We start from the raw sequence: 26,958 nt of genomic DNA on the forward strand, positions 1-26,958 counted from the left end.
TCTCTTTCCCGGGTGATGCGATCCGTTATTCGCCCGAAAAACGTAACGTTTCGAGTATGGAAACAAATTTTAATCGTGATGATATTCACTTGGTGGCCAGACACAGCGATTGGTCCGAAAGTGAAGTGTCCAAAGCCCTTGAAAAGGATGTTTATGCCGGTGCCGGCCGTTGGGTGACATTTTTCCGTTTGCTTTTTGTCGGATTGGGAGTAGGTTTAAGCGTTGCCGGCGTAGTGTTCTTTTTCGCTTATAACTGGGAGGCTCTGGACAAATTCGTAAAAATGTCTTTGGTCGGCGGACTATTGGTGGCGGTTACCGGAGTGGCGCTGTTCGCCAAAATTAATCCGCTGATTAAAAAAATACTTCTTACGGCCGCCGCGGTGTTGGTGGGAGTGCTGTTCGCGGTGTTCGGGCAAATTTACCAGACGGGCGCGAACGCTTATGATTTCTTCCTTGCCTGGACGGTGTTCGTGGTTTTGTGGGTTTTGGTTTCGGACTTCGCGCCTTTGTGGTTTTTGTTTGTGGTATTGGTTAATACGACCATCGCCCTTTATATGACCCAAAACCTGCCTTACAATTCGCCGTGGAATGATTACCTGAAAGCGGTCATCTTTGTAGTGAATGCGCTTGGCGCAACTTTGTCCGTGGTGCTTAGGGAAGTAAAGAAATACCGTGTACCCGGATGGTTTTCCAATACATTTTCGATCTATAGCGTCTTCTTGGCAACGGCCGGATTGGTGGACTATGTGTTTAAAAAGAGCGTTGATCCGGTGGCGCTGTTGTCTTTGGCTTTGCCAGTGGCCTTTTTTTATGTTTTGGCCATAGTCTATTCACTGAAAAAGAAACTCCGCATTTATATAGCGCTGATCGCCCTGAGTCTGATTGTCATTATATCTTATCTGTTAGTGAAAGACTCCGGCTTTTCGGCGGAAGTGTTCCTTTTGGTAAGCGTATTTATTGTTGCCGCTGTGGGTGGCGTCATTGCGTTGTTGATGAAATTGCAAAAAAAGTGGGCCGATGATGGAGAATGAAAATAGTTTCGAAGATAAACTGGACGCTTTGGTTGTTGCCGAAGGTATTACGGTGGACAAGGAAGCTGTAGTCACCGCCGTGGCTACGCGCAAGGTGGATAAATACGGAATAGCCATTAAGGCCCTTTCCGTGATAGGGGGCTCTTTGGCCGCCGGAACTTTTCTGGCCTTTTTTGTTCTGTCGAATTATGAAGGGGCTTGGCCTTTGGTTTTGGGGCTTGTCTTGATCGTGGCCGGTATGTTTATCGACAGCGTGAAGAACAAGATCATCAGCGTATCCGGAGTCTCGGTTTACGCCATCGGTCTGTCGGCTTTTGTTTACGGTCTGGTCGAGTTTAGAATGGAAGAGGAGACCGTCTATCTCGTAGTGTTGATTATGGCCGTTTGCTCTTTGGTTTTGACCAAAAACAGCGTGATGGCTTTCGCGTTGGGCCTTTTGATTAACTTTTGCGTGTTTTCCCTTTGTATGGAATTGATAAGGGGAGCGGGCGCGGGTCTACAGATATTCACTTTCTTCGCCGGTGTTGTTTCGTTTTTGCTGATGTTCACCGAATCGCGATTGGTGACGTCTCTTCGCAAAAAGAACTGGCTGTTTCTGCCTTTGCGTTCCGCTTTTGTCATTTCGTATATTATCGGCGTGTTTTACGTATCGTTCCATACCTTTTTTAAGGTCAAGTACCCTTGGATATCGGTCTTTATGCCTGTTTTGGTTTCGGCCGTGGGCTTATGGATGGCGACACGGCGACTACAAACGGATATGTGGGTGAAAGTGTTGATTGCGCTTCTGACGCTTTTGCCGCTGGGGCTTACCGCTACTTTTCCGGCTATTGCCGGATGTTTCGCCGTGCTGTTGTTCTCGTATATGACGGGCTACCGTACGGGAATAGTTTTGGGCGTCGGCGGTTTGCTTTATGCCATCTGGTGGTATTATTATGATATGTCCGTTACGCTGTTGGCCAAGTCCATTAGTCTGTTCGTGTCGGGCTTGGTGTTTCTGGCGCTGTATTATTTGGCTTCAAAAAAACTTTTCGGAAATGGGAAAAATTAAAACAGCCGTAATTATCGCCAACCTGTGTTTGTTGGCCGGTTACTTTGTGTATTCCGTTTCCGCAAAGGAAAAAATCCTTGCCGACGGAAAGCTGGTGCTTTTGCGTTTGGCTCCGCGTGATCCCCGCTCTTTGATGCAGGGCGATTATATGCGGCTCGATTACGAATTGGCCCGCAAGATGCGCGACAATAATAATAAGGATTTGCCGAAAAGGGGATGGTGTGTGTTGCGCGTAAACGCCGAAGGCGTGGCCGACAGCATTCGTTTGTTTACCGGCAACAAACCTTTGGCCTCTGACGAAGTGAAAGTGCGCTTTGACGGAGCGAACCGTTTCCGTATTTCTTTGGGCGCCGAGTCTTTCTTTTTTCAGGAAGGCAGGGGCGTCGCTTACCGTGACGCCAAATACGGCGGATTAAGGATAGACAAAGGCGGCCACAGTGTGCTAGTGGGCCTTTATAACGAGGATAGAAAGAAAATAGAGGACACCAATATCGTTCTCGATGATATGAACGATGAATAACTCCGATTCCTTCTCGGATTTCTTTTAGATCTTTTTGAAAATGTAAACTTCGGAAGCGTTCGGGCAAAGCATTCTTCCGCAAACCTGTTTTGTCCGATGTTTTTCCGGAAAACTAAGGGCGAAAGCGTCGTGGCTTTTGTTCCCGTGGCTATTCTGTACTCTATATTTTGTTGGGAAAGCCATGCTTTCGTCCCGCGTCTTATTCTTTATTAAACACTTCTTAGTATGTCATATATAATGGTGGACATCGAGGCGGACGGCCCGATTCCCGGCGAATATTCTATGGTTTCTTTCGGAGCCGTAGTGGTCGATGACAAATTGGACAGAACCTTTTACGGGCGCCTCCGGCCCGTGTCCGAAAACTATTCGGAGGAAGCCTTGCGCGTATCGGGCCATACCCGCGATGAAACGATGGGGTTTGACGATCCCGAAAAAGTAATGGGCGAATTCGCCCTTTGGGTGAAGGAAAACAGTAAAGGCAGGCCCGTTTTCATCAGCGACAATAACGGTTTCGACTGGATGTTTGTCTGTTGGTATTTCCATCGCTTCACCGGCGAAAACCCTTTCGGCCATTCTTCCCAAAACCTCGGGAGCCTTTACAAAGGTTTGTGTGGCGACGCTTTCAAAAACTTTAAGCATTTGAGAGAAACGAAACATACGCACCATCCCGTGGACGACGCAAAGGGAAACGCCGAAGCGCTGTTGAAAATGAAAAAGGAAATGGGTTTGAAGATTTCCTTAAAGTAGAAAACAAAAATGATAATGAACGAAATGAAATATAGCTGGAAAAAGACCGTAGAGCTTTTCCGTTCCGGCAAATGTCCTCACTTCCTTTTCTTTTGGGGACACAGGGCCAACCAGAAAGGAAACGTCACGAAGTCTTGCTTGAGCCAATGGTGGCCTTCGAGCTTCACCGTAGACGGAGTGACCTACAAAAGCACCGAACACTGGATGATGGCCGAAAAAGCCAGACTCTTCAATGACGATAAGATGTTGGCCAAAATAATAGAAGCCGAAACCCCGGCCGAAGCGAAAAAGCTTGGCCGGAAGATAAGCCCCTTTGTGTTTGAACAATGGGTAGAGCATCGTTTTGAAATAGTGGTGAAGGGTAATTATCACAAGTTTAGCCAAAACGAAAAACTAAAGGCCTTTCTCTGCGGCACGGGCGATACCGTTTTAGTGGAAGCCAGTCCCGTCGATAACGTTTGGGGGATTGGTTTGACCGCCGACAGTTCTTCCGCGAATGATCCCGCTACTTGGCGCGGCGAAAATCTTTTGGGTTTTGCTTTGATGGAGGCGCGTGATAGGATTCTTGAAGTTGATGGCGCTGTTTAAAGTAACTGATGTTGTGAAATGAAAGCTTGAGACACGATGAATAAATAAAGTGTGATGAAAGTATATGAATTATTGGAAGCGCTTAAAAAAAGGCCGGCGATGTTTCTGGGCAATGAATATACTTTTGACACTTTCAACGCCTTTATGTCAGGCTATTTATTGTTTCGTGAAAGGGATGATTTGAAATCGGAAGAGTATAACGACTTTTTCGATTTTAATTATTGGCTTTTAGGCCATATTCCGGAGCATTTTGGACAGGCGGGAGGATGGCATTGGCAAATTAAAAACAGAAACAAAGGTAATGACCAGAATGCGTTTAGGGAGTTCTTTGAATTTCTTGATCTTTTTAAGGTAGCCAAAAGGAAGCGGGAAATAATTGAAATTGAACCTTTCCATTTTGTCGTGTCCACATATAACGCAGATCATGAGAAAGAATCAGAAAAACATGTGACAGTTTCCGAAATCCATAAAGTCACGATGGAATACACAAAGACGATCTGGATGGAAGGCTATAGTGAAGGTGAAAAAGTTTTAGAAATAGGGTGTTTGAATGAAACTGAGTTTATAAAGGAATTAGATATTAGAAATATCAGATTCAAAATCTATGAAGGCAAATAGACTAATATCTTTTAAGGACAATAGGATGACTCGGTTTGCCCGAGTCGTTTTGATTTTGTTATTGTTTTGTTCATGTACAGAAGAAAAAGATGTGGCAAGGGAGCCGGATTTGTCTCTTGTAAAGCATTATGGAATTGGTAAAGAAGGCATCCTGTATCAGTTTTATGAGAAGTTCGGTTTTACGGATGTATGCGAACATTCACGTACTTATTTTAAAATCAAAAACTTTAAGCTTGATAAAACATGGAAAGCTCTGCCTTTAAGTGATAAAGACAGGCTGAAAATAAATTCTATTTCGAATAAAGCTGATTCAGTTAAGGGGGACGCTATTCCTGTTATTTATAAAATGAAAGATTTCTATCTCGATATTTCATTGGATATGAATGAATTCATTAAGGATTCAGTTCGTTTAGACGCTGTGAATCTAAGCAAAGGTTTTTACCGAGTCGGAAAAAAACATTTTGAAGTTTATAGCCCCCAAAGAGAAACGATATATTATGAGAAACATTCTTGTGATTATTGATTCGCTCTAAAATGAAGTTAGAGGTTGTTTTAGTGATTTTTAAAGCTTGTTATAGTATGTATTTATTTCGAGATTGTATTCAGTGAATTTTCGCTAGTTACCTTTTTAGTCAAATACAGACGATGGATAAAAGACTTTTGACCATAGCGCTTTCTTTGTTTATGGGATTCGCTTGCCAAAGCAGGAAAGACGCAAATGAGAATAAGGCGCCGGAACAGGATACCGTTACCAATAATGAAAATGATACGCTGAAGGTAAAACGCAGGCGCATAAACATAGGCGTGGGGGGAATATCAAACGCCGACAATAGTCATTTGCCCACTTCCGTTGATAGTCTTGACACTTTCGCCGTGCCTGATTCCATCAAATTCCCTGGCGGACACCTTGGTTTCGCTCACGCTTTGGAGGTGGACTACAAAGGGGCGCAGAAATATTCCGATTATATAGAAAGCAAAACGGATAAGAACGCGAACGCGAAAGGGGTTAGGGTTACTCCTGATTCCATTGTTTTTAGGCTTGGGAACGGTAGCGACGCAATATTCAAAAATAATGATGCGGACGATCCGGATAATTACTTGCAAAACGATTTTGTAAATTATGAATTTGTCAAAGGCTATTGGCCAGTTTTCCAAGGGTATTATGAATCCAAGGGTGTAGCAATGGTGAATAAAAAGGATGGTTCCGTTGTTAATGCCTGTAATTTCCCTGTCAGGCTAAATGATTCCCTTTTTGTCGCTATGAATTTTGATTTGCAAGCTGGATTCTTGTACAACGGATTTCAGTTTTTCCATAAAGACTCGGCAGGGAAATTAAAGATGATTCACGAATTGGAGTTCAATGATTGGGGGCCGAGCAATTGCAGAATTACGCCGGAGGGAGATCTTCTTATAGAAAGGAATCGTTTGACGCCTGATATGAAGGTCACGAAAGATTATCTGAAACTTCGACTTATACAGGAATAAAAGAGTTGATCGTATACGGAGGTTTCGCTTCCATTTTTGAAACGGAAGCGATGGTTTGAGAACAAACATTTTTTGCGGACGAAACTCTTCCGCTGGAAATCGCTCCGGATCATCTTGTTAAAACGCGACAAAGCCCCGCGCCGGAATAAAACTGTTCCGTTGCGGGGCTTTTCTTTGCGGTTTATGGTCTTGATTATGGTGTTTTTGAGGCGGGTTCGGGCTTATCCCGCATTGCGGAGCGTATATCCAGAGGGTATTTGTGCGTAAACGGTATGGCTGAGGCGGATTTTGCCCGTGGTTTTCTTATCGGAGAGGATAATGGTTCGGGTTTTGGCCGGGGCCAATACGTATTTGATTGTACGGATGGCTTTGCGGGCGCCGTTTTGTTTGCCGGTTTTTGAGTGTGTAGCTACAGTTTCGGAGTTTGTTCCGGTATGTGGGGCGTCCGTATGGCCGAAAAAGTAATAAGAGCTTCCAATTTTGCCGGAACTTGGGCGGTGGCGCCATGTTTCCGTTGTTCGGTTGAAATGATTCTGGTGCTTTTCATAAGGATTGTAATGTAAATGGGAAAAGCCTCCGGCGAATTTGCCGGACATTTGAAGGGAACTGTTGAATGGTACTCCGCCACCGAACAACATACGTTTTTTGACGGCGCGGGCCTGACGTTTGTCGCGGAGAGCCTGCGCCGCGAAGGGTTCGTAACTGTCTCTTCCGCCACCGGCTTTTATTTCCCGCCATACGGTGCTTCTGTGCTTGCCGATGCATCGGGCGATAACGGCGTCGGAGAAACCTTTTTGTATTCCGAGGAATATGTTCGCGCGATCGACGATGTTAAGTTGAGACATTTTACATTGTTGTTTTTCGTTTTTTTATTGATCAAAAACCATTCGTTAACGTGTTTTTATCTTGTATTTATGTTTGTTTCTCCACTGTAAATGTTTCTGTATCTATGTTATTTTGCTAAATTGTATTGGTAGCGTGCGGTATGGATTGGAGGGATTATTCTCGAATTAACGGTAATACGAAGGAAGTTAAGCGTACGGCGAACAAGTAAAACGTGTCTTTGTGACATTAGGGAACCAAACGCAAAAGACCGAGGTTGGCGTCACCGTTTCGGGAATACGGAATATTGTAAACGTACTTATTCGATTATGACCGAACGTTTTTTGAGAGCGAAGCATTGGCAGTTGTTTTCGTATGCCGTGGCTTTGCCTTTGGCCGTGGCGGCGGTTACGGTTTCGGTTTTGTTTTCCTTTTCCGGAAAAGAGTCGGGTATAGCGGCGTTGCGCATTCCTTTGTCGGTGTCGGTAGTGGTGTTGATGTTGGTACTGTATAAGTGTATTTGGCTCGGGTGGCTGTGGACGTTGGCCTTTGGGGTTAGGGAACGGATGCCCGTTTTTTTCGAAGCGGATACGGAACGGCTAAGAATGATTTTTCTGGTTCCGTCGGCATATTTAATAATTGTTTTTATCGCGGTATTTTACGGATCGTTTTATACGATGGGGGCGTCGAAAGAATTCCCGATGTCTTCTTTGTTCGTTATCCCGCTCCATTTGTTTTCGACGGTGTGCGTAGGGTATTGCATGTATATGGCGGCGAAAACGATGAAAGGGGTTGAGTTGGGAGCGGAACCCGAGTTTGCCGATTTCAGGGAAGAGTTTTTCTTGGCGGGATTGTTTCCGGTGGGTGTGTGGCTGTTACAGCCGAAACTCAACAGGATTGCGGAGTCTATGGAACTGGCCGATGCGGATTATTAGCGAGGCGAGTGAATATAAGAATAAGAAAAGCGTACGGTAAAAGAGAGGAGTGCGCTTTTGGTTAAAAAAATATGGGGAGAAAATTTAAAGTTTGATTTACGTTCGGGCTTGGTTTGTTTTTGCCGGGCCAGCATATATAATTAATGGAAGTGAGTATGGAGAGGGAACAGGTCGATTATATTTTGGTGTATTTTTCTTACCTGATGACAAGTGACGAGGCTTTGGCCTTGAGGCACTGCACATCGTCCGAGAAGTTGGCGACGATGACGGAAGGGGACCGTGAGAAAATGACGCCGATTTATTTGTCGAAAGGCTGGCTGACTGACGAAAAAGACGCGCTGGACCTTTTGAAAGACGGCATCGACCGGTTTTACCAAAATGTGGCCGAAAGGATAATGGCGGAACACGCCGACAAAGTGTTTATGAACAAATGCCCGAAATGCGGGCGGTTGGCCCGTACGCCAAAGGCGAGGCAATGCGGACACTGCGGTAATGAATGGCGGTGACGGTAGGGATGAAAGCGAAAGTCGTTATTGGATGTGATTAACCAAAACTTTGAAGTGTATGGAAGCTAGTTTGCGGGAACAATTTGAGAAGCTGTTTTCCACTTTTAGCCAAGACAAGGACTTGGAGCAAAGTTTATGGAACGAAATAGAAACGTGTCACTCTTCCAGCAGGAGGAAGTACCATAACTTGTCGCATTTGGAATATATGTTCGAGAATCTTTCCTTGGTCCGTTACGGTATCAAGGATTTCGAAATGTTCCAGTTCTCGATTTTTTATCACGATATAGTTTATTCCGTAATCAAGACCGATAACGAGGAAAGAAGCGCCAGACTGGCCGAAAACAGACTTCTGTCGCTTGGCATTTCACCCGAAAGGGCGACGGTTTGCGCCACAAACATCAGGGCAACCAAAAGCCACACCTTCGCCGACGACCATGATATAGACGCTTTGTGCGATTTGGATTTGGCCGTATTGGGCGATAAGCCTTCGGTATACGAAAGGTACGCGCTTAATATAAGGAAGGAATATTCGCTTTATCCCGATTTTCTTTATCGTCCCGCGCGCAAAAAGGTCTTGGAGCATTTCCTGGGTATGGACGCCATTTACAAAACAACGTTGATGCGCGACCGCTTAGAGAAGTACGCGCGCGAAAACATTACCCGTGAATGGGAAGACCTTAACACCGTTTACGCTTAAGCGTCGAACGGCGGTAATCAAAGCGTAAAGAATACAAGAAGACTTTTTTGTATAATGATTGATATCCTTGCCGAAAACATAAGCGCTTCCGGTTCTTGGACGGGCCAAAAGACGTTGCGCCGCGGCGAGTTTCTCAGCCTTCCCGGCGATGTGGAAACGGACCTTTATTATGTGAAGAGCGGCAGTTTGCGCGTCTTTATGACCGACGGCGAAGACGAGCATTGCGTGCGTTTCGGTTATCGGGGTTCCTTTATCACCGCCCTCGATTCTTATATGGCTGTGGAACCCACCGTTTATTTTATTCAGGCCCTGAAGGCCTGCGAGCTGAAGTCTATCAGAAAAGACGCTTTTTTAAAATTTATCGAGACCTCCGCTTCGATGAGAAAGCTTTACGGACGTTTGTTGGAAGTGTTGGTTTGCCAACAGATGGAACGTGAGAGGGATTTGCTCACGTCTTCTCCAAAAGAGCGTTACGAAAGGGTGCTTAAGCGAAGCCCGCAATTGTTTCAGGAAGTGCCCCATAAGTATATCGCCTCTTATCTGCGGATGACGCCCGAGACGCTTTCGCGAATGAAAAAGTGTTGATTTCAATCAAGGTTTATTCTCCCGCCCGCGCCGATATTGCCTAAAAAAAAGAAATCATGAAGATGAAATCCGAAGAACTGTTGGGCGAATTGGAAGCGATGGTCCGCGGACACAGGCAAGAGGCGGAAGCGATGAAAAACTGGCCGTTGAAAACGCTAAATCAAAAGCCGGAACCGGATAAATGGAGCGCTCTCGAATCCTTTGAGCATTTGAACAGGTACGGCGATTTTTATCTGCCGGAGATAGGGGCCCGGATAAATCAGGCCAAGGTTGTGAAGGAAACGGAATTCAGGAGCGGTTGGCTGGGCAATTATTTTGCGAAAATGATGTTGCCGGGAACAAAAAAGATAAAAACTTTCCGAAAAATGGATCCTTCCGGAAGTGTTTTGGAAATGATCGTTTTGGATAAGTTTATACGGCAACAAGATATGTTGTTAGAGCTTTTGCGACAAGCGAAAAGGGTTTCGTTAACAAAAACAAAGACTTCGATTAGCATCTCCAAATTGGTGAAACTAAAGTTGGGAGACACTTTCCGGGTGGTGGTCTATCATAACGAAAGGCATATTCTTCAGGCGAAAAATGCGGTGTCGCTTTTTGAAAAGTCGGAGGCTGGTTAGCGTTTTCTTTCTGTAAATGAGAAACTAAGGGAGCGTCTTCGTTCGAAGGCGCTTTTTGTATTTATACCGCCTTGGGTTCATGGCCAGGCAACCGATTGCCTCATCGTAATTTGTTCGAAGGAGGTTTTTAAACTCACCTATGCGCTTTATATTTGTTAATCAACCATATCCTTCTGGGGCTTTGGTGTTTGCGTAAAATGGAATGGACAATTCGCTTTTTCATAGAGGCTAGGACGAATTGACCGTAAGCCCGTTCGTTTACGATGATTGTAAGATATTAGTTTGTGCGCGTATGGTTTTGGACGAAAATGTAAGGCGTGAGATTGTTGCCCACGCTCAGGTACTGTTTCAGCGTTACGGTATGAAGAAAACGACGATGGACGAGATAGCGTCGTCGTCGGGAAGGGCGAAAAGCACGATTTATCATTACTTCAAGAGCAAAGACGATGTGTTTGACGCGGTTTTGCGCAAAGAATTACAGGATTTGCGAAAGCATGTCAAAGCTTTGGTGGATAAAGAAGACAGCCTTTGTTCCAAATTCGAAACTTATCTTGTTGAATATCACAAAGAGATGGTGAACAAAGGAAACCTTTACCGCTTGTCCCAAAGCGACTGGTTCACCGGCGGTGCGGTTTCTTACAAGCGTTTCGATTATTTGAGGAAGTTTGAGCGGGATTATATAAAAAGGCTTCTTGAGGACGGCATAGATACGGGCGAATTCACCGTGCTTGACCGTAGTGAGCTGGATTGGTTTTGTGAGGTGATGGTGGCCGGCTTTTTCGGAATTGTGCGTTATTCTTTGGAATCGTCCGAAGGTAGTATCGATCAAGACAAGCTTGTCAAGGCATCGAAATTGTTTTCTTCAAAATTGCTCACGTAAGTGTGCCCTCTATTCGCGGGGAGAATTCAAGATTTAAAGTAAAGCGAAGCGTTGGCGTCGCTTTTTTTATGCCTTTCTCATAAAGAGAAACTTTTTTCGTTTCCGAACTTTTCCAAACCCGTTCTGCCCGCCTTTTCCAAGATGGAAATATTTCCTTACCTTTGCCGACTGGCATTTTCTGGCCTCTGTCCGTAAGGATTTTTCGCCGCTGGCGTTCACTATTAGGCGCTTAGGCGTTTTTCAAATTTATACAAGGAACCTGGAAACACTTTATACCCATGGCATTTGATCAGGAGATCGATAAACGCAGGACTTTCGGTATTATCAGTCACCCCGATGCTGGTAAGACCACGTTGACGGAAAAATTGTTGCTTTTCGGTGGAGCGATCCAGACGGCGGGGGCCGTGAAGTCGAACAAGATCAAGATGCACGCGCGCTCCGACTGGATGGAGATCGAGAAACAAAGGGGTATCTCGGTGGCTACGTCGGTGATGGGCTTCAATTACAGGGATGTGAAAATCAACCTGCTTGACACCCCCGGTCACAAGGATTTCGCCGAAGACACCTACCGTACGCTTACGGCGGTGGACTCAGTGGTGATGGTGATCGACTGCGTGAAGGGCGTGGAGGAACAGACCGAGCGTTTGATGGAAGTTTGTCGTATGCGCGACACTCCGGTGATCTGTTTCATCAACAAACTCGACCGCGAAGGGCAGGATCCTTACGATTTGCTCGACGAGGTTGAGGAGAAACTGAACATCAAGGTTCGTCCGCTGAGCTGGCCGATCAACATGGGTAAGACCTTCAAGGGTGTTTACAGCTTGTATGAGAAAAACTTGGTGCTGTTTCAGTCAAGCAAACAGCGTCTTGACGACGAAACGATCAAAATCGAGGACATTAACGATCCGCGACTAGACGAACTCGTTGGGGAAAACGACGCGGCGCAATTGCGCGAGGATGTCGAGCTGATCGAGTCGGTTTACCCCGATTTCAGTATGGAAGATTACGCCGCCGGCAAGGTTGCGCCAGTATTCTTCGGTAGTGCCGTTAATAACTTCGGTGTTCGCGAGCTTCTCGACTGTTTTATCGATATCGCTCCTTCGCCAAAGCCAAGGGAAACCGAACTGCGTGAGGTTGAGCCGAACGAGAGCAAATTTTCGGGCTTTATCTTTAAGATTCACGCCAACATGGACCCAAAACACCGTAACAGGATTGCGTTCTTGAGGGTTTGTTCCGGGAAATTCGAAAGAGGCAAAGGATATCTGCACGTAAGGAATAATAAGAAATTCAAATTCTCCAACGCCACCGCATTTATGGCCCAGGAGAAAGAAATCGTGGACGAGGCGTATCCGGGGGATATCGTTGGCCTTTACGATACAGGCAACCTGAAAATCGGAGATACGCTTTCGGAAGGGGAAAAAGGAATGTACAAAGGGATTCCTAGCTTCTCGCCGGAGATGTTCAAAGAAGTGGTGAACAAAGACGCCATGAAAACCAAACAGTTGGAAAAAGGTATTAACCAACTGATGGAAGAAGGTGTTGCGCAGTTGTTTACCTTCGAAATGGGAGCCCGTAAGGTGGTTGGAACCGTAGGTGCGCTTCAGTTTGAGGTAATTCAGCACCGTTTGAAACACGAATACGGAGCGTCGGTTGACTTTATGCCGATCAACCTGTTCAAAGCCTGCTGGATTTCCAGCGATGACGACGCGAAACTCAACGAGTTCGTCAAGTCGAAATACCGTCACATAGCCAAGGACAAAGACGGGAAATTGGTGTTTATGGCCGAGACCCGCGCTTGGTTGCGGATGGTGGAAGACAACTTCCCCGATATCCAGTTCCATTCCACTTCGGAATTTTAATTGAGAGAAAATGAGACAACCTTTCGGAGTCATATATGAAGACAATCACTTGCTGATTGTCGATAAAAGAGCTGGAGTGCTTGTGCAGGGCGATTCCACCGGCGACAAGCCTTTGCTGGATTATTGCAAAGATTATATCAAGAAAAAGTACAATAAGCCCGGGGCGGTTTTCTTGGGTTGCGTACACCGTATTGACAGGCCTGTAAGTGGTTTGGTAATGTTTGCCCGTACGTCCAAAGCTTTGGAACGGATGAACAAAATGTTCCAGAAAAAGCAGGTTCATAAAGTTTACTGGGCGATTGTGAAGAAGCGTCCGCCACAAAAAACAGGAAAACTGACGCACTACCTGACTAAGGATCCGATTCGGAACGTAACGGCGGCTTATGACGAGCCGGTGGATGGAGCGAAGAAATCGGAGCTGACGTATAAGGTTCTTGGAAAAATGAACGACCATTATCTGTTGGAGGTACGTCCGCATACGGGGCGTCCACATCAGATTCGGGTTCAGTTGGCAGCGATGGGTTGCCCGATTAGGGGAGACATCAAATACGGTTTCCACAAACCGAACCTGGACGGATCGATTTGCCTTCATGCGAAGAACCTTTTCTTTGAGCATCCGGTGAAGAAAGAGAAAATGTATATTCGGGCGGGAGTTCCTAAAACCCAGTTCTGGGAGCAGTTCTTGGAGTTTGAAGAGCAAAAGTTCAAAGACCAACACCTTGATAGGTATTATTAACGAACTTGGTTCCGGTTTTTCCGGTCACAGATAAGATTACCGAACGCCGAATGGAAACGGAATTTTTCCGCAGAATCCGTTCGGCGTTTTTCCTTTCCCTAAGCAATTGAGTGATGAAAAAGTCCCTGAAATACACCGTTTCGCCGAAAGTCGGTTTTGATCCCGAAAACCTAAAAGGCTATGTCCGCCGTAAGCTGGGACTAGTCGAGGGAGATCGTTTGGAAGTTGTTTTGACAAACCGTTCGGTCGACGCCCGCAAAGCGAAGGTCAAGATCAACGTGGCGTTGGATGTATTTGTCAATGAGGAACCTGAGGTTATTGGGTACAAAAAATCGTATCCCGATGTACGAAACGCCAAGCGTGTCGTGATCGTGGGTGCTGGTCCGGCCGGTCTTTTCGCCGCTTTGCGGTTGATAGAGAAAGGGATGAAGCCCGTAATCGTGGAAAGGGGAAAAGACGTGCAGGCTAGGCGTAGGGATCTGGCGGCCATCAACAAAGATCACGTTGTTGATCCCGATTCGAACTATTGTTTTGGAGAAGGCGGAGCGGGTACTTATTCTGACGGGAAGCTTTATACAAGAGCAAAGAAAAGGGGAGATTTCCGGAGGATTCTGGAAATCTTTGTCGCCCATGGGGCCAATCCGGAAATTCTGGCCGACGCCCATCCGCATATCGGAACCAACAAGTTGCCGAAAATCATTGCCGACATGCGGGAAAGTATTATCGGGGCTGGCGGGGAAGTCATCTTTGAAGCCCGTGTTTCCGATATAATTCTAAAAGACGGCGAGGCGAAAGGCGTGATAACGAAAGCGGGGGACAAAATAGAGGGAGAGGCTGTTTTGTTGGCTACCGGCCATTCCGCCCGCGATATTTATGAATTGTTGCATGAGAAAGGCGTGAAAATCGAAACCAAACCTTTCGCTTTGGGAGTAAGGATAGAACACGCCCAAAATCTCATCGACCGAATCCAGTATCACTGCTCGGATAGGGGAGTGTTGCCGGCGGCGTCTTATTCGCTGGTAAGCCAAGTGAGTTACAAAGGCGACAAAAAGGGTGTCTTCTCATTCTGTATGTGTCCAGGTGGCTTCATCGTCCCTGCTGCGACAGCGCCGGGCGAAGTGGTTGTGAACGGAATGTCTCCTTCGCGCCGTGATTCGAAATATGCGAACTCTGGAATTGTAGTAGCAATCGATGAGAGTGACTGGGCCAAATATGGAGACAAGGGAGTTTTGGCGGCTCTGGAGTTCCAAAAGAGGGTGGAAAGAAGAGCTTTTAAAGCTGGTGGCGAGACCCAGGTGGCACCAGCTCAAAGGATGATGGATTTTGTGGAAGGAAAAGAATCGTCAAGCCTGTTGGAGACATCGTACCAACCGGGGTTGAATGCGGTGGATATGCGTTCCGTACTCCCGAAGCAGGTTAGTTACCGCCTTAAAACCGCTTTCCGTCATTTTGGCCAAAAGATGAAAGGATATTTGACTAATGAGGCCCAGATAGTGGGTGTTGAAAGCCGGACTTCGTCTCCTGTAAGGGTGCCTAGAAACCCGGAAAGCTTTGAGCATGTGGAGGTAAGTCGTTTGTTCCCTTGCGGAGAAGGGACAGGCTACGCCGGAGGGATAGCTTCCGCCGCGATTGATGGCGAAAGATGCGCCGAAAAGATAGCGGAGATATACGGGTGATTCCCGGATGTGGCAAAAGGAAAGAGACCCCGAACCTTGCTTGACCTAGGTTCGGGGTCCCTTTTTTATGTCTGAAATTGACCGGGACCCGATAATCTGAAAACCGGTTTTTTTATTTGTTTTCCATAAGTAAAATATCGACCCGTCGATTAGCCTGACGCCCTTGGGGAGTGGAATTCGGACGTACGGGATTGCTTTCTCCTTCGCCAGAAGCCTTGATTCTATTTGCCTTAATTCCGTTTTGTATCAGGAATTTTTTAACTGCGTTTGACCGTTCCTTTGAAAGGAAAAGGTTATATTTCATGTTGCCGATGCTGTCTGTATAGCCGACAAGCATGACTTTAGTGTCTGGTTGTTTTTTCATAAACTCAACGAGAGACTCATTAAGTCGCTTTTTGTCATTGACTCTTACTTTGTAACGATCAAAATCAAAATGAGCGGAAGCGATTACCGGCAGAGTTGTAAGCCCACTTGCCGGTGATTTTACAATACCTGGAGGTGGGGTGTTTCCCTGAGCCAGAGGAGTCGCTTTCAAGGTGTCTTCTTCTTGGCCGGCAAGTGGAATTGTGGAGTGGGCCGTATATATTTGACTATAGGTGTCGTCTCTATTACTGGCGAAATACGCAAGCTCTTTTTCAGGATAATAGCTGAAGTAAGCGTCGAAACCGGATGAGTTGACTGGCGCTCCCAGATTTATCGGAGCGCTCCAATTCTCAAAGCTGTCGTCAAGACGTGTGCAATAATAGACATCGGCTCCACCTTCGCCCCCGGGTCTGTCACTTGAGAAGAATAGTGTTGTTTTGTCGTCGGTTATAAATGGGGAGATTTCGAAGTATTTGGAGTTTGCTCCTTTAAGTCTTTTGGGGCTACTCCAATGTCCGTCTTTTTTGAGAGAAATAAACAGGTCTTCTCCGCTAGCGTCCGAATGGGGTTTTGAAATAAGAAGCAGGTCTCCTTCAGGGTGCATATAGAAGCTGTAAAGGGAATCGTGCCTGAAATTGTCGTGGAAATTTATTTGGGTGGGTTTCGCCCATCCGTCTTCACTACGGACAGTGTACGACATTCCGTTAGCGTCTTTGCCTTTTGGGGAATATGACCCGTAAAGGTAAAGCGTATCGCCTTCGGTACTGATCCCTACTACTCCAGTGTTCCTTTCATTATTGAGAGACTCAATATCGTTTTCGATAGGAAGCCATTGTTTGTCAGGAGATTCCGAGCAAGCCTTAATGAACTGATGTCCTAAGATCTCGGTGTCATTCTTTTTACGGACTTCCGTACTTACGTAGTATAGTATCCCTCTTTTTTTGTCAAATAGTGGGAGAATATTGGGAGTCTGAGTTTCTTGGGGTATATCAAGGCGCTCTACCGAGAAGAATGTCAGCGGATTTTGCGCAGAACTTTTAGTAGCGAAAGAGATTGCGATAATTACGCAAAAGAGAAATATTGTCAGGATCTGTCGCATTATTTCTTTTTCTTCTTTGTGGTTATCTTCAAAACTACCTCGTGAGTTCCGTGGCTTTGGTCTTCCAATCCATTTTGGATCATACTGAAAGAATAGCCGATGCTGATTCTGTCCAGGATTTTTGCGCCCGCTAGGGCATACAGTTCTTTAGAACTTCTATAGCCAATTCCTAACCAGAATTTCTTGTCATAAAACCCTGTCAGGTTTGCGTCAACGTCAACAGGTTGCGGGTTTATAATTTGTAGGTATACCGCAGGCCGAAGCGTTACATGTGGCCCGACGTCAAAATTGTATCCACCGACTATCATTTGGTCTAGGAAAATATGCTTGATACTATTGCTTTCGGTGGCGAACCTTCTTCTGGATGATTTATTTACCGCATAACCAACAAAGTAAGTTGGGGTATAGAAAAATACGCCACCGCTAAGGTCCCATTCATATCGTGTGTCAAAGTCATCGAGGAAACGGTTGTAAGTCGGGTCGTCCGGGTTGATGAGGCGGTTAGCTCGTCCGTCAATTAATTGCATAACTCCAAACCCAGACTTGAGTCCGACAGCCAATCTACGGCCTTTGCTGAACGGAAAATGTACCGCAGCTCCTATATTGACGGTTGTGGTTCTGAATGCGCCTGATTCGTCGTAGCGTAAATAACCTTCCATAGCCAGAGCTGGACGACTCTTTTGTCCCGGTTTTTTCGGAATTCTCAAAGCGGGGTGTGGAGTGCCTGTACGCATTGAGCCCATCGGGAAAGTTTTGGGCTCGAAGCCGTTTAGTTTTGAATTGATTTCCAGAATATAACTTTGGGGTGAGTAGTCTATTCCAACCCATTGTGTTCTACCCGCCATGTTGATTTCGATTCCGTCCGAAAGCCCGATAGCAGCAGGGTTTGCCAGATAAAGATTATCGGCGTATTGCGAGAATATGTCAATGCCTTGGGCAAGGACAGCCGTATGGGCGGATAGAAGGAAAATCAATATATATAGCCATCTTCTCATGTCACTCACCTGATTATCGTTATTATTCCAGTCAATACGGTTCCTATATTGTCGTTAAGCTCCAGTTTGTAGAAATAGCTGACGTTAGGAAGGTCTTTGTTGTTCTTTTCGCCACCCCAATATTGGTTGTGGACGTCCGTCGATTCGAATACGCGATGCCCTACGGAATTGAAAATTCGGAGCCTGGCATTAGGGTAAAGGTTTATGCCTTGGATTTCGAAATAATCATTAATGCCGTCTCCATCTGGAGTGAAGACATTGGGAATGTTCAGTTCGTCAATAACCGTAATAGATACCGAAGCGTCTTTTTCGCAGGTTTGGTAGCCGTCTTTCCATGCGAAGACGGTGTAAGTGATATTCTCTTTAGGAGTGGAAGTCGGTGACTCTATATTAGGGTCGTCTAGGTATCTGCTTGGTTCCCAGCGGAACTTATCCGCTCCTGTCACTTCAGGCCTAAGCGTGATGGAATTGCCGAGTAAGACAGAATCTTGGTCTTGTAGTTTTATGGTGATTTCAGGAGAAACACCTACAGTCATTCTGCAACTGGCAGTGAGACCTTCACTGTCCGTAACTACCCAGTTAACTGTTGTCACGCCGATAGGATATTTTCCACTGGCGTCATCTGTTCCGTTGAAGTCATTCACCAGACTGACTATAGTGCAGTTGTCGCTGACTTCCGGTTTAGGCACCGTAACTTCTTCTTGGCAGGCAACCAAATCAGAGCAGCTGATGGTCGGACGCTCATTGTCAATGACTGTGACCTCGAATTCGCAGAGTTGGGTTTCCGTTCCAGCGGTAGCTGTATAAACGACTTTTGTTTTTCCTATAGGGAAGAAATCTCCCGATCTGAAGTTTGAGGTAATGCTGGCACATGGTACCGATAGGGTTGGTTCAACCCAAAATACTCTGGCGCCACAATCTCCGGGATCGTTAAATGATATCTTGTCTTTAGGACAACCTTTTAGAATCTCACCTCCTTCAGGCTGAACCAGTATGGTGGCCTCACATGTACTCTTGTTACCCGATCCGTCAGTCACGGTTAGGGTTACAGTATTGTCACCAATATCTTCGCACTGGAAGGTGGATTTATCTATCGAAAGGGATACGCCACTACAAGTGTCGAATGATCCGTCATCAATGTCATTTGCGGTAATCGTAGCTTCGCCAGACATTGGTAGCGTGACGGTAAGAGAGCCTACGCACTTGGCGGTTGGCGGATTTTTGTCAACAACCTTAAACGTAAGGTCAAACGTAAAGGCAATGCCACTGGCATCGGTTCCTTTGATCACAATAATGTGTGAACCAATAGCAAGCTCAGCACCTGTCGCTGGAAATTGGCTTTCAACTGTGGAGCCGGGGTTCTCGGCTTCTATTTGCTCTTTGAAATCGGGTACTTTCGCCACACATTCTCCGGGTGGTACTTCAACGTCTTCAGACGGAGGGAAGACAATGTCTCCCGTGTTGACCCTGATGACTGTTTCGCAACGGCCCTCATTTCCAGATTGGTCCACTGCTAGAATCGTTACGGGGTTGTCGCCATGAGCGATCGGTACTTTGAAGCCAGGAACTTTCGTAATAGCTTTTATCTCACAGTTCTCGACCGTTTTCTCAGGCTCTAACTCCTCGATTAGCTTATAAATGAGGTCAATGTTTTCAGGATCCACTTTTAGGTCCATTGGTGGTGGACATGTGAGTTTAGGGGAAATGGTGTCCGATACATTGACGATTGCGGTAGCGAAACTTGTCCTGTCCCTTTCGTCTTTAGAAGTTAGGGTTACCGTATTCTCCCCAATATCACTACAGGTGAAATCTGTTTTGTCAAGTGTAAGTTCAAGATTCCTGTCACAGTTGTCGGTAGAGCCGTTATTGACATCACTTGGGCTTAGGGTAACAGTTCCGTCTTCGCCTAAATAAAGGTTGGCCTCTTTTGTTCTTGTGATAGGAGACAAGGTGTCTTCGATGAATATGGTCGTGACGCATTGGTCTAGGAATCCGTATTCATTCTTTACGGTTAGTGTGACTTTTGTTTCACCGATGTCGTCGCAATGAAACCTTGTGCGGTTTACGCTAAACTCCAATCTGTCCGGATCAATGCAAGGACTAAGAGATCCATTATTTACATCCTCTGGATTTAAGTCCCCAATACCGTTCTGATCAAGATATACGGCTACGTCTTTACAAACGGCCTGAGGTTCGGTGCCGACGGTTGTGGCCACTGCGCAGGTGAACTTCTTCCCTAAGGCGTCCTCCGCCGAAAGCATTATTTCAAAGATCCCGATTCCGAATAAGCCACCCGCTTCAGGAGTTTGCGTGACATTGGAGAATCCGGGATTCAACCTTTCGAATACAGGAATCAGATTTGGAACCTCAGCGGCACATTCGTCGTCGTTCGCTACCAGTCGTAATGGATCAGGACATTTTATCTCAAATCCTTCAGGAGGCAGGATATTTAATGTAAGCATGCATCGAGTCTCGTTACCCGCAATATCTTTAGCGTATAAAGCGACCATATATGAACCGATACCGACTTCTGTCCCCATAGCCGGATCTTGGGTTATGGTTTCGATGGCGCAATTATCCATCGCCTTTTTCAAATCAGGGATCTCGAACTTTAGGTTATCGTCTGCTCTGTACGTTAAAGTTTTTCCGCAGTTTTCAAGCAAAGGAGGAGTACGGTCAACAACAGTGACTTTGAATTCGCAAGTAGCTATAGGTTCGGATTCATTTAGTCTTGCCGAATAGATGACGGTAGTAGTTCCAACAGGGAATTCATGACCAGGAATGTAATTACTGGTTAATTCGAGATTGTCACAGGCAGGAGAAAGGGCTGGGACTGTCCAAGTGGCTTGAGCGGAGCAGGATCCAGGGTTTGTATTGTTAATAATGATATTTTCAGGACAAGATTGGAAAACGTTATAAGCGGTTACTTCCCTAACTTCTTGGTTTGCGCATGACGAGTTTGAGGAAGAGACAGCATACTGAACATGATATTTGACACCCGCTTTTGCTCCCATTATTTCCCCCGTTATCGCATCGATTGTTTCGTTGTTTTCAACTGGTTTGGCAAAGGAGAATACTCCGCCCGGGGTGGCGATATCAGTTGGCGCGTTATATGCGCCGGCGCAGAAGTCAGCGAAGCGGAAAGAGGCGTCGGTGAGAGGAAGGACAGAGACAGACTTGATCTCTTCTTCAGGGCATGGGGCCGGAGTGGTGTATGATACAAGATAATTTGACCCGGGAACCGCATTTCGGATAAGTCCGGTGGCTACGTTGATTGAGGCCCCGTCTCCCGGTTCTTTGGCAAATTTGAAGGACCCTTCGGTGTCTCCGAGAATGATTGCGGGAGCGGGATTGTCAGCGCAGAAAGGATCTATTCTGAAAGAAGGGTTCGATTCAGGCAGAACGTTTACTGATTTTTGAGTACTGTTAGGGCAACGGCTGTCGGGTGCGCCGTCTGTGTCGTATTGGACTATATAGGTTCTGCTGGCTTCATAGTTTGAGATTTCGCCAGTTTCACTATCGATAGAGGCGGTGCCTGAATCTTCGACTAAACTGAATGTTCCGCCCGGTATCGCAACAAAGTTTGGTTTTCCTGCATTGCCAAAACAGAAATCAGGGAATGTGAAGCTTGCGTCGTCAGGCTCTAGTACCGTGACTTGTTCCACATTGTCGTTGGGACAGGTGTTGTTTGTGGTGTAGCGAACGGAATAGGTGGCACCCGCCATGGCGTTCGAGATATGACCCGAGGTTGGGTTTATTGTAGCTTGACCAGGAATATCTCCAATCAGTTCAAACGTACCGCCGGGAGTCGTAATGTCAGTAGGTCCGTTGTCAGAACCGAAACAGAAATTATTGAAAACGAATGATGGGTCGTCTTTAGGGTTGACAATTACGCTAATCGTTCCGATGTCAAAGCAATTTGATGCGGTAATTATCCTTGCGAAGTAATCACCGGTAGTTGGGATGTTTTCGGCCTGGTCCGTTGTAAGCCTATTTTGGTCTGTCTCGGCGTCTTCTCTAGTGTTATAGTAGTAGATTTCGGAGGCATCGTCACTATCGATTGTATTGGTTATATCAACGGTGAGTGGTGAGCATACGGGTTCAGGGTTGCTTACTGTAAATGAAGGCAATGGGTTTTGGATAACCGTAACTGGCTTAACACTTGCGCATCCCTTATTATTTTGGGCTCTGAGATAGTAGGTTCCTCCATTTACGGATTCAGGGTCAGGAACTAAGTTTTCGGGGGAGCCGGTAAGAGCGTCACCTTCCGTCAGATAGTAACTAAGCGTAAGTGAGCCGATATTTGGGGTTCCTTGCGTTATGTCGGGAGCGGTTAGGTCTATTGTTTCTCCCATACAGATGGGAGCGGGGTTGTTTGTGATTAGCTCTGGATTGCTGTTTACGGTTAATGCGAATGCTTTTGGTGGGGCGAGGCACCCTCCGGCGCTTAGTTCATTGGTTAGCGTATATTGCCCGGGTTGGCTGGCTTCAAGGTCAATCTTTCCGGTTGAGTTATCAACAAACACTAATCCTTCGGGTGTAGCGGTAATTCTGCCGATCATACCTGCGGAAGGAACTGGGGTGCCGTCACTTTTACAATAGCTATTTTCTGCGTAGGCGAATGTGGCGTCAGGGGTTTCGTTTACCGTAACCATCACTTCGTGTATTTGCGCTGGGCAATCCGAACCTGAAGGCAAAGTGTATTTTACTGTGAATTGCCCCGGAGTGCTAGAGGCGAGGTTAATCTCTCCTGAGGCGGGATTGACAACGAGCCCGTTTGGTTGCGCTGAGAATGTGCCTCCGCCTGTTGTGATTTCGGTTGGGGTCGGGTTAGGGGCACCAGAGCAGAATGTGGATTGCCCATACGTGAAGAACGGATCGGCTGGTTGTTCGATTGTTACTTCTAGGTCTTGGGATACGCTTGAACAAGTTTTGTCAGGGGAGCTTCCCGTAAGGACGAATGTTAATGCGGTAGCCTTTTGGTCACCGGCGGAGAGGAAATATTTAGTGGTGGCTTCGGCGCTATTTTCGAATGAGCCGCTTCCGTCGGTTGTCCATACGGGTTGTCCGTTGGTGACTGTTCCTGAAAGTTCAATCACAGGGTTGTTGGAACAGTTTGTAAAGTCGCTGATTACCGTAACGATTGGTAGTGGGGTGACGGAAAGGGCAATATCGCCTGTTGGGTTGGCGGTGCAACCTTGATTTGAGATTAGCTTGACTGTCAGGGTGACCGTATTTCCTGCGTCATTGAGAGCCGGGACATATGTTGGGGTTAAGGTTTCGGCATCCTCAAGTAGCCCTTGCCCATTGTGGGTCCATTCCACCTGTTCATAATTGATAGCGTCTACACCTGACACTTTATATGTGGAAGTGACGCATATTTTGTCATCCGTAATACCCAATCCCAATGATGCTTCTGGGTTCGAGGTGACGGTGACAGGTTTTATAGAGTAACAATTGTTGGGGAATTCTGCCCTAATGTAGTATGTGTTGGCGTCAACAGCTTTATATTCCGCTTCGGTTAGTGCGTTTGTTTTATTTCTAGCGTCGTTTTCTGTGCGGTAGTATAACAAAACGCTTATTCCTGCGGAGCTTCCGGCAGTAATTGCTGGATCGGAAAGGTCGGCTTTGTTTGGTGCGCAGACTGGGGCGGGGTTGTTTATTACTAAGTCAGGGTTTTCTAAAACGCTGACCGAATTAGTGGCGTCGGCAGGGCAAACTCCCGTTTCCGGATTTTCGGGAGAAGTGCTTGTAATATATTTTACTTGATAGGTTTCGCCGGCTTTTCCATTGGAAATCATGCCTGTAATGGGATCGATTTCAGCCATATCGGCGTTAAACAAAAGCCTCAACCCTGCAAAGCTGAATCGGCCTCCCGGAGTTTGTATCTCCTGGGCGCGGTTGTCTTCGCCTTCGCAGAAATCTTTTAATACGAAGCCGGGGTCGTCTCTGTCGTGAGTGACTGTGGTAACGGGAATAACAGTAAAGCAACCTTCCGCATTATCAGCTCTAACAAAGTAATCTTTGCCTTGTGGAGTTCCGGGTACGCTGGATGGATCAGTTAAAGGGTTCTGCTTTTTGAAGGCGTCGTCTTTATCGCCGTAGTATGATAGATTTCCTGTATCATCCCCATCTGGATTTTTAGGGTCAAAGAAGATATTTAGTTCAAGAAGGTTATGGGTCTCAGTAGCGCAGGTGGGGAGTGGAGGGGAAACCAATGTGAGTTCAGGATCCGGAATAGCCATAACCGTCATAGTCTCGTACTCTCCGCATGACTCCGAGTTAGTGGCTACAACTAAGTAGACCCCTTCACGAACTATGACTTTTCCATCTGCATAAGGAAGCTCTTTGCCTGTATTTTTATTATAGAATGTGAGTCGGATATCGGTTAAGTCACCACTGAAGTATTTCGGGTCGGCGATATTAACTGTTTGTTCTCCTTGGCAAACTTCTATAGTTTGTTTTGCTTGAACATCGGGAGACTCAAGAATTTCGAGAGTGAATGTGGCGCTTTCTTCCGAGCAACCGCTCTGGGGCGGAATAGTGTTAGTTATGGTGTACGTGCCGGGTTGACTGGCTTTAAGCGTAATGATGCCAGTAGATTGGTCAATGTCTAACCCTTCAGGGCTAGAGGTGAAAACACCTGCGCTACCTCCTTGGAAACTAGGCTTAGCCACAGATTTAGGATCCTTTTGACAGTAGGCTGTTTGCGGATACGAAAACTCCGGTGAAGTGCTATTGGTAATCGTCACTTGCGTTTCCGACTGATTTTCGCAACCGTTTGAGCTAACCTTATAGACTACGAAATAAGTTCCTGGATCTGTTTGGGAGAGATCAATTTGGCCGGTTGTACTGTTTATTTTGATTTTACCTTTTCTTGTGACAGAATACGCCGAGAAATTTCCGCCCGGAACCCCCGTTATTGTCGGTGTGGGATTACCGGCATTTTCACAGAACGTGCCCATGGAATATGAGAAGGAAGCGTCCGGCAATGCGAAAGCTGTAGTTGTTGCCGTAGATGCGTTTGGACAAATGTGCTGAGGAGATGAAACGGTACTGTAACGAACTTCATATTGGGTGCCGGGAACCGAATTGTTGATTACTCCGGAGCTAGGGTCTATGGTGGTAGATCCGATTACGTTTCCAAAATTGTCGTCAGACGAAGCCCTGAAGGTGAAAGTGCCCCCGCGTACGGTGTTTGGATCTAATGTAGGCCTTCCAGTTGTGTTAGAGCAGAAATTCGGGTATGAAAAGTCTGTTTTGTCCTTTTCAAGAATTACTGCGTCAAAGGACACGGGTTCCGAAACGCAACTCGTTAAATTATCCTCGATGGTCATCCAATAAGTCCCTGATACGGTTACGTTTTCCGGGTCGGGAACAGGCATTGTGAGTGAAGCGTCAAGATAAAAATGTTGCGTAAGTTCTTTTTGGTCAATAATATTCGAAGTGAACTTAATGGTAGTGAGGTCAATCGCTGAACCGTCGCATACGGGTTTGGGCGGGGTTGTTATCTGTAGGATTTCGGGGGTGTAATATCCGAAAATGTCAGCTCTTCTTACCGAAAAGCATTTAGTGTTACGGTCCTCTCCCCTGATATACCGAATGCCGACTGATAGCATATTAAGCGGAATTCGCCCTTCGCTTCCTCCACGTACGGCCAAATCATAGTCTGAGTATACAGTGAAATCGATTGTTGCCACTAATTGATCGTAATCAGGGACTATGCTTTTGATGTCGGCCACATCGGTTTCGCATATTTCAGTATTATCGGTTTCAAATTCTGGGTTGCCGGATATATTCAGGGTTACCGTTTTGGTAAAAACCTTATTATCACACCCTTTCACACGATTGGTGATATTGTAAATGCCCGGTTTGGAGTCAACCAAATTGACTGCGCAAAGAGATTGGTCTGCCCATACCAGGCCCGCAGGGCTTGAGGACAGTTCTCCCCAAGCCGATTCCGAAGCTAATTTTCCAATTGCAATGTCATCTCGGCTACAGTATTCCGGTTTGTCGAAGGAAAAATCCGCGGTTGTGATTCTTTCGGTTATTCTAACTGTTTGCGATACGGATTCGGGTACGCCACAATCGTTTAGGCCATGTACCCGTTTAAGTTCACGAGCGCCCTGAACGCTATAATAAATACATCCTGAAGCGTTAATTGCCATACCTGTTACGCCACCGATGACTGTAAGTTTTTTGATGACATTGTATCGCTTGAAGGTCGAATTATACTCGCACTTGTAGATAATGCTACTAGAGTGGTTATTGTCGGCGATATATAAATAGCCTTTCGTATCAAAAACTACGTCGCCGCCCGTAATATTGCTGACGTATTTTCCGTTGTCGACAACTCTGAAGCGTTCGGATGGAATGTAGTCTTTAAAGCTCCTGCCATTTAGGTGGATATTGTCTTCCCTAATCTTATATACATAGCTCCCATTGGCAAACACCAAGTTGTTGTCATTGTCAAAAGTCAATTGCGGAGCTCCATGATTTACGTAACCTAAAGGATAGAATTTCCAATTGTCGCTAATGTCAAAATACCCGACTTGACCTTTCGGGTTCATTGTGAACATTCGACTATTGAAATTAGAGTTAGGAGGTCCTAAAGCTATGTGAATATTTGTGTGTTCGCTTCCGTCTGGCAAACGGATAGGAAGGGAGGCTTTTTTTGTCAACCGGGCATGCGAACCTTCCAAGCTGACAAGATAAACTCCGTCTTGTTTATGAGTAGTCCCTCTTGTGGATAAATAGATGAGGTTCGCTTCGTTCCCGACTCCGGCGGCCATGTCACCTGTCCCCAAAGGGTCGGTTAAGTCTCCGATAATTGGAGCGATGGAGACGCCTTGGTCTGTAAACGTATAAGTGATTGTGTAATAATCTGGAATCGCGTTTAAGCCCAATACCAGCGAACCTGTTTGGGGATTCACCGTAACGCCTTGCCCTTGAGGCGTAATGGAAAAACTACCGCCTGTTACCCCTGTGATTTTGGCATCGATGGTTTGGACGGATGTGGGCACGCAGTATGTGTAGCCTTCAGGGTACTCAAAGCCTTGTCCTTTGGAGTGAAACGAAAGGAAGGAAAGGCAAAATGAGAATAGTAAAAACAAGATGATTCTTGTCTTTGGCATGGGTCTAGGGAGTTAGT

The 26,958-nt window shown here is 46.1% G+C and carries 21 protein-coding genes; 17 read left to right on the top strand and 4 right to left on the bottom strand.

The genetic code is table 11. The annotated features are described in order from the left end of the window. Nucleotides 1–56 precede the first annotated feature (56 nt). The 8 genes from AABK39_RS06635 (at nucleotide 57) to AABK39_RS06670 (ending at nucleotide 6,037) form a co-directional block, all read left to right on the top strand. Complete coding sequence (locus AABK39_RS06635; RefSeq protein WP_338394132.1) at nucleotides 57–1,031, top strand: DUF2157 domain-containing protein; 975 nt, start codon at nucleotides 57–59, stop codon at nucleotides 1,029–1,031. Then, nucleotides 1,018–2,079 (top strand): DUF4401 domain-containing protein, encoded by a 1,062-nt coding sequence (locus AABK39_RS06640; RefSeq protein ID WP_338394133.1) that lies wholly within the window; start codon nucleotides 1,018–1,020, stop codon nucleotides 2,077–2,079. The genes AABK39_RS06635 and AABK39_RS06640 overlap by 14 nt, the downstream gene beginning before the upstream one ends. After that, a complete protein-coding gene (locus AABK39_RS06645) occupies nucleotides 2,066–2,599 on the top strand; it encodes a GDYXXLXY domain-containing protein (RefSeq protein ID WP_338394134.1) in 534 nt (177 codons plus the stop codon). The genes AABK39_RS06640 and AABK39_RS06645 overlap by 14 nt, the downstream gene beginning before the upstream one ends. Nucleotides 2,600–2,824: 225 nt before the next feature. Then, nucleotides 2,825–3,346 carry a 3'-5' exonuclease gene (locus AABK39_RS06650; RefSeq protein ID WP_338394135.1) on the top strand — a complete coding sequence of 174 codons (522 nt, stop codon included), beginning with the start codon at nucleotides 2,825–2,827 and terminating at the stop codon, nucleotides 3,344–3,346. Between the two features lie 15 nt (nucleotides 3,347–3,361). Further along, nucleotides 3,362–3,934 carry an NADAR family protein gene (locus tag AABK39_RS06655; protein ID WP_338394136.1) on the top strand — a complete coding sequence of 191 codons (573 nt, stop codon included), beginning with the start codon at nucleotides 3,362–3,364 and terminating at the stop codon, nucleotides 3,932–3,934. Nucleotides 3,935–3,988: 54 nt separating this feature from the next. Continuing rightward, a complete protein-coding gene (locus AABK39_RS06660; protein WP_338394137.1) occupies nucleotides 3,989–4,552 on the top strand; it encodes a hypothetical protein in 564 nt (187 codons plus the stop codon). Next, nucleotides 4,539–5,075, top strand: a complete 537-nt coding sequence (locus tag AABK39_RS06665) for a hypothetical protein (protein ID WP_338394138.1) — start codon at nucleotides 4,539–4,541, stop codon at nucleotides 5,073–5,075. The genes AABK39_RS06660 and AABK39_RS06665 overlap by 14 nt, the downstream gene beginning before the upstream one ends. A gap of 122 nt (nucleotides 5,076–5,197) precedes the next feature. Beyond that, complete coding sequence (locus AABK39_RS06670; RefSeq protein WP_338394139.1) at nucleotides 5,198–6,037, top strand: hypothetical protein; 840 nt, start codon at nucleotides 5,198–5,200, stop codon at nucleotides 6,035–6,037. A gap of 221 nt (nucleotides 6,038–6,258) precedes the next feature. Here the strand turns inward: AABK39_RS06670 and AABK39_RS06675 are convergent, their stop codons facing one another. Then, nucleotides 6,259–6,882 (bottom strand): helix-turn-helix domain-containing protein, encoded by a 624-nt coding sequence (locus AABK39_RS06675; protein WP_338394140.1) that lies wholly within the window; start codon nucleotides 6,880–6,882, stop codon nucleotides 6,259–6,261. Between the two features lie 306 nt (nucleotides 6,883–7,188). Between AABK39_RS06675 and AABK39_RS06680 the strand changes: the two genes are divergently transcribed. The 9 genes from AABK39_RS06680 to AABK39_RS06720 all read left to right on the top strand — a co-directional run bounded on the left by AABK39_RS06680 (nucleotide 7,189) and on the right by AABK39_RS06720 (nucleotide 15,350). After that, nucleotides 7,189–7,794, top strand: coding sequence for a hypothetical protein (locus tag AABK39_RS06680; protein ID WP_338394141.1), 606 nt, complete (start codon nucleotides 7,189–7,191; stop codon nucleotides 7,792–7,794). Between the two features lie 155 nt (nucleotides 7,795–7,949). Continuing rightward, a complete protein-coding gene (locus tag AABK39_RS06685) occupies nucleotides 7,950–8,300 on the top strand; it encodes a hypothetical protein (protein ID WP_338394142.1) in 351 nt (116 codons plus the stop codon). Between the two features lie 58 nt (nucleotides 8,301–8,358). After that, the gene (locus tag AABK39_RS06690; RefSeq protein ID WP_338394143.1) at nucleotides 8,359–8,997 is read left to right on the top strand and encodes an HD domain-containing protein; all 639 of its coding nucleotides are present in this window, start codon (nucleotides 8,359–8,361) and stop codon (nucleotides 8,995–8,997) included. Nucleotides 8,998–9,051: 54 nt separating this feature from the next. Then, nucleotides 9,052–9,582, top strand: a complete 531-nt coding sequence (locus AABK39_RS06695) for a Crp/Fnr family transcriptional regulator (RefSeq protein WP_338394144.1) — start codon at nucleotides 9,052–9,054, stop codon at nucleotides 9,580–9,582. Between the two features lie 56 nt (nucleotides 9,583–9,638). Continuing rightward, nucleotides 9,639–10,199, top strand: coding sequence for a DinB family protein (locus tag AABK39_RS06700; protein ID WP_338394145.1), 561 nt, complete (start codon nucleotides 9,639–9,641; stop codon nucleotides 10,197–10,199). Nucleotides 10,200–10,491: 292 nt separating this feature from the next. Further along, nucleotides 10,492–11,079, top strand: coding sequence for a TetR/AcrR family transcriptional regulator (locus AABK39_RS06705; protein ID WP_338394146.1), 588 nt, complete (start codon nucleotides 10,492–10,494; stop codon nucleotides 11,077–11,079). A 278-nt stretch (nucleotides 11,080–11,357) separates the two neighbouring features. Then, on the top strand, nucleotides 11,358–12,938 hold the full coding sequence (locus AABK39_RS06710; RefSeq protein ID WP_338394147.1) for a peptide chain release factor 3: 1,581 nt from the start codon (nucleotides 11,358–11,360) through the stop codon (nucleotides 12,936–12,938). 10 nt (nucleotides 12,939–12,948) lie between these two features. Further along, nucleotides 12,949–13,674: an RluA family pseudouridine synthase gene (locus tag AABK39_RS06715; RefSeq protein ID WP_338394148.1), complete on the top strand. Its 726-nt coding sequence runs from the start codon at nucleotides 12,949–12,951 to the stop codon at nucleotides 13,672–13,674. Between the two features lie 113 nt (nucleotides 13,675–13,787). Next, nucleotides 13,788–15,350, top strand: coding sequence for an NAD(P)/FAD-dependent oxidoreductase (locus tag AABK39_RS06720; RefSeq protein WP_338394149.1), 1,563 nt, complete (start codon nucleotides 13,788–13,790; stop codon nucleotides 15,348–15,350). Nucleotides 15,351–15,462: 112 nt separating this feature from the next. On the opposite strand, the gene AABK39_RS06725 is transcribed toward AABK39_RS06720, so the two are convergent. From AABK39_RS06725 to AABK39_RS06735, 3 genes are read right to left on the bottom strand one after another with little or no spacing between them, the layout of a single operon-like run. Then, on the bottom strand, nucleotides 15,463–16,812 hold the full coding sequence (locus tag AABK39_RS06725; RefSeq protein ID WP_338394150.1) for an OmpA family protein: 1,350 nt from the start codon (nucleotides 16,810–16,812) through the stop codon (nucleotides 15,463–15,465). Then, nucleotides 16,812–17,807, bottom strand: coding sequence for a PorP/SprF family type IX secretion system membrane protein (locus tag AABK39_RS06730; RefSeq protein WP_338394151.1), 996 nt, complete (start codon nucleotides 17,805–17,807; stop codon nucleotides 16,812–16,814). Before AABK39_RS06730 ends, AABK39_RS06725 begins: the two co-directional genes overlap by 1 nt. Before the next feature lie 5 nt (nucleotides 17,808–17,812). Then, entirely contained in the window at nucleotides 17,813–26,941 is a 9,129-nt protein-coding gene (locus AABK39_RS06735; RefSeq protein WP_338394152.1) for an HYR domain-containing protein, read from the bottom strand. Nucleotides 26,942–26,958: the final 17 nt, after the last annotated feature.

The sequence above is a fragment of the Fulvitalea axinellae genome (assembly GCF_036492835.1).
In the GTDB taxonomy this organism is placed as follows: Bacteria; Bacteroidota; Bacteroidia; order Cytophagales; family Cyclobacteriaceae; genus Fulvitalea; species Fulvitalea axinellae.

Coding starts and splice junctions, on each gene's coding strand:
- AABK39_RS06635 (WP_338394132.1), top strand. CDS start 57: ATGGAAACAAATTTTAATCGTGATGATATTCACTTGGTGGCCAGACAC.
- AABK39_RS06640 (WP_338394133.1), top strand. CDS start 1,018: ATGATGGAGAATGAAAATAGTTTCGAAGATAAACTGGACGCTTTGGTT.
- AABK39_RS06645 (WP_338394134.1), top strand. CDS start 2,066: ATGGGAAAAATTAAAACAGCCGTAATTATCGCCAACCTGTGTTTGTTG.
- AABK39_RS06650 (WP_338394135.1), top strand. CDS start 2,825: ATGTCATATATAATGGTGGACATCGAGGCGGACGGCCCGATTCCCGGC.
- AABK39_RS06655 (WP_338394136.1), top strand. CDS start 3,362: ATGAACGAAATGAAATATAGCTGGAAAAAGACCGTAGAGCTTTTCCGT.
- AABK39_RS06660 (WP_338394137.1), top strand. CDS start 3,989: ATGAAAGTATATGAATTATTGGAAGCGCTTAAAAAAAGGCCGGCGATG.
- AABK39_RS06665 (WP_338394138.1), top strand. CDS start 4,539: ATGAAGGCAAATAGACTAATATCTTTTAAGGACAATAGGATGACTCGG.
- AABK39_RS06670 (WP_338394139.1), top strand. CDS start 5,198: ATGGATAAAAGACTTTTGACCATAGCGCTTTCTTTGTTTATGGGATTC.
- AABK39_RS06675 (WP_338394140.1), bottom strand. CDS start 6,882: ATGTCTCAACTTAACATCGTCGATCGCGCGAACATATTCCTCGGAATA.
- AABK39_RS06680 (WP_338394141.1), top strand. CDS start 7,189: ATGACCGAACGTTTTTTGAGAGCGAAGCATTGGCAGTTGTTTTCGTAT.
- AABK39_RS06685 (WP_338394142.1), top strand. CDS start 7,950: ATGGAGAGGGAACAGGTCGATTATATTTTGGTGTATTTTTCTTACCTG.
- AABK39_RS06690 (WP_338394143.1), top strand. CDS start 8,359: ATGGAAGCTAGTTTGCGGGAACAATTTGAGAAGCTGTTTTCCACTTTT.
- AABK39_RS06695 (WP_338394144.1), top strand. CDS start 9,052: ATGATTGATATCCTTGCCGAAAACATAAGCGCTTCCGGTTCTTGGACG.
- AABK39_RS06700 (WP_338394145.1), top strand. CDS start 9,639: ATGAAGATGAAATCCGAAGAACTGTTGGGCGAATTGGAAGCGATGGTC.
- AABK39_RS06705 (WP_338394146.1), top strand. CDS start 10,492: ATGGTTTTGGACGAAAATGTAAGGCGTGAGATTGTTGCCCACGCTCAG.
- AABK39_RS06710 (WP_338394147.1), top strand. CDS start 11,358: ATGGCATTTGATCAGGAGATCGATAAACGCAGGACTTTCGGTATTATC.
- AABK39_RS06715 (WP_338394148.1), top strand. CDS start 12,949: ATGAGACAACCTTTCGGAGTCATATATGAAGACAATCACTTGCTGATT.
- AABK39_RS06720 (WP_338394149.1), top strand. CDS start 13,788: ATGAAAAAGTCCCTGAAATACACCGTTTCGCCGAAAGTCGGTTTTGAT.
- AABK39_RS06725 (WP_338394150.1), bottom strand. CDS start 16,812: ATGCGACAGATCCTGACAATATTTCTCTTTTGCGTAATTATCGCAATC.
- AABK39_RS06730 (WP_338394151.1), bottom strand. CDS start 17,807: ATGAGAAGATGGCTATATATATTGATTTTCCTTCTATCCGCCCATACG.
- AABK39_RS06735 (WP_338394152.1), bottom strand. CDS start 26,941: ATGCCAAAGACAAGAATCATCTTGTTTTTACTATTCTCATTTTGCCTT.